This is a genomic window from Bacteroides sp. 44_46 (genome assembly GCF_001915465.1).
Classification (GTDB): domain Bacteria; phylum Bacteroidota; class Bacteroidia; order Bacteroidales; family Bacteroidaceae; genus Bacteroides; species Bacteroides clarus.
Map to the genome: position 1 here is coordinate 304,735 of NZ_MNQO01000001.1, position 767 is coordinate 305,501.

Consider the following 767-nt stretch of genomic DNA (forward strand, 5'->3'; position numbering starts at 1 on the left):
CAAGACGGATATTTCCGTCCCGCAGGATAAATCCTCTCCCCCTCGGAAAGGAAACGGAGAACAAACATACAATCCATAAACTTATACCATTATTGCAATATGACACTTTGTGAACAAACCTGGCGCTGGTACGGTCCTAACGATCCGGTCAGCCTTTGGGACATCAAACAGGCCGGAGCCACCGGAATCGTGAACGCCCTGCACCACATCCCCAACGGTGAGGTGTGGACAGTGGAAGAAATCAACAAACGCAAGGAGATGATAGAGGCCGTAGGGCTTCGCTGGTCGGTTGTCGAAAGCGTACCCGTACACGAGCATATCAAGACACAGACAGGAGACTTCCAACGATATATAGACAACTACAAGGAAAGCCTGCGCAACCTCGGCAAATGCGGTGTGAACATCGTTACCTACAACTTCATGCCCGTGCTGGACTGGACACGTACCGACCTTGCCTACGAGCTGCCCGACGGAAGCCGCGCCCTGCGCTTCGAGCGTGCGGCCTTCATCGCCTTTGACCTCTTCCTGCTGAAGCGTCCCGGCGCGGAAGCCGATTATACGGACGAGGAAAAGGCCAAGGCCAAAGCCCGCTTCGAGCAGATGACGGAAGATGACAAGCAGCTGCTTGTACGCAACATGATTGCCGGCCTGCCCGGTTCGGAAGAGAGCTTCACCCTGGAGCAGTTCCAAAAAGAGCTCGACCGCTACAAGGACATCACACCCGAAAAGCTGCGCGCCAACCTGATTTACTTCCTCAGTGAAATCTG

Annotated in this window: 1 protein-coding gene; it reads left to right on the top strand. The window is 54.2% G+C overall.

Annotation, left to right across the window (positions count from 1 at the left end; genetic code table 11):
- Nucleotides 1-99 precede the first annotated feature (99 nt).
- The coding region (gene uxuA, locus BHV73_RS01180; protein ID WP_286736037.1) for a mannonate dehydratase at nucleotides 100-767 on the top strand (668 nt) is incomplete at its 3' end.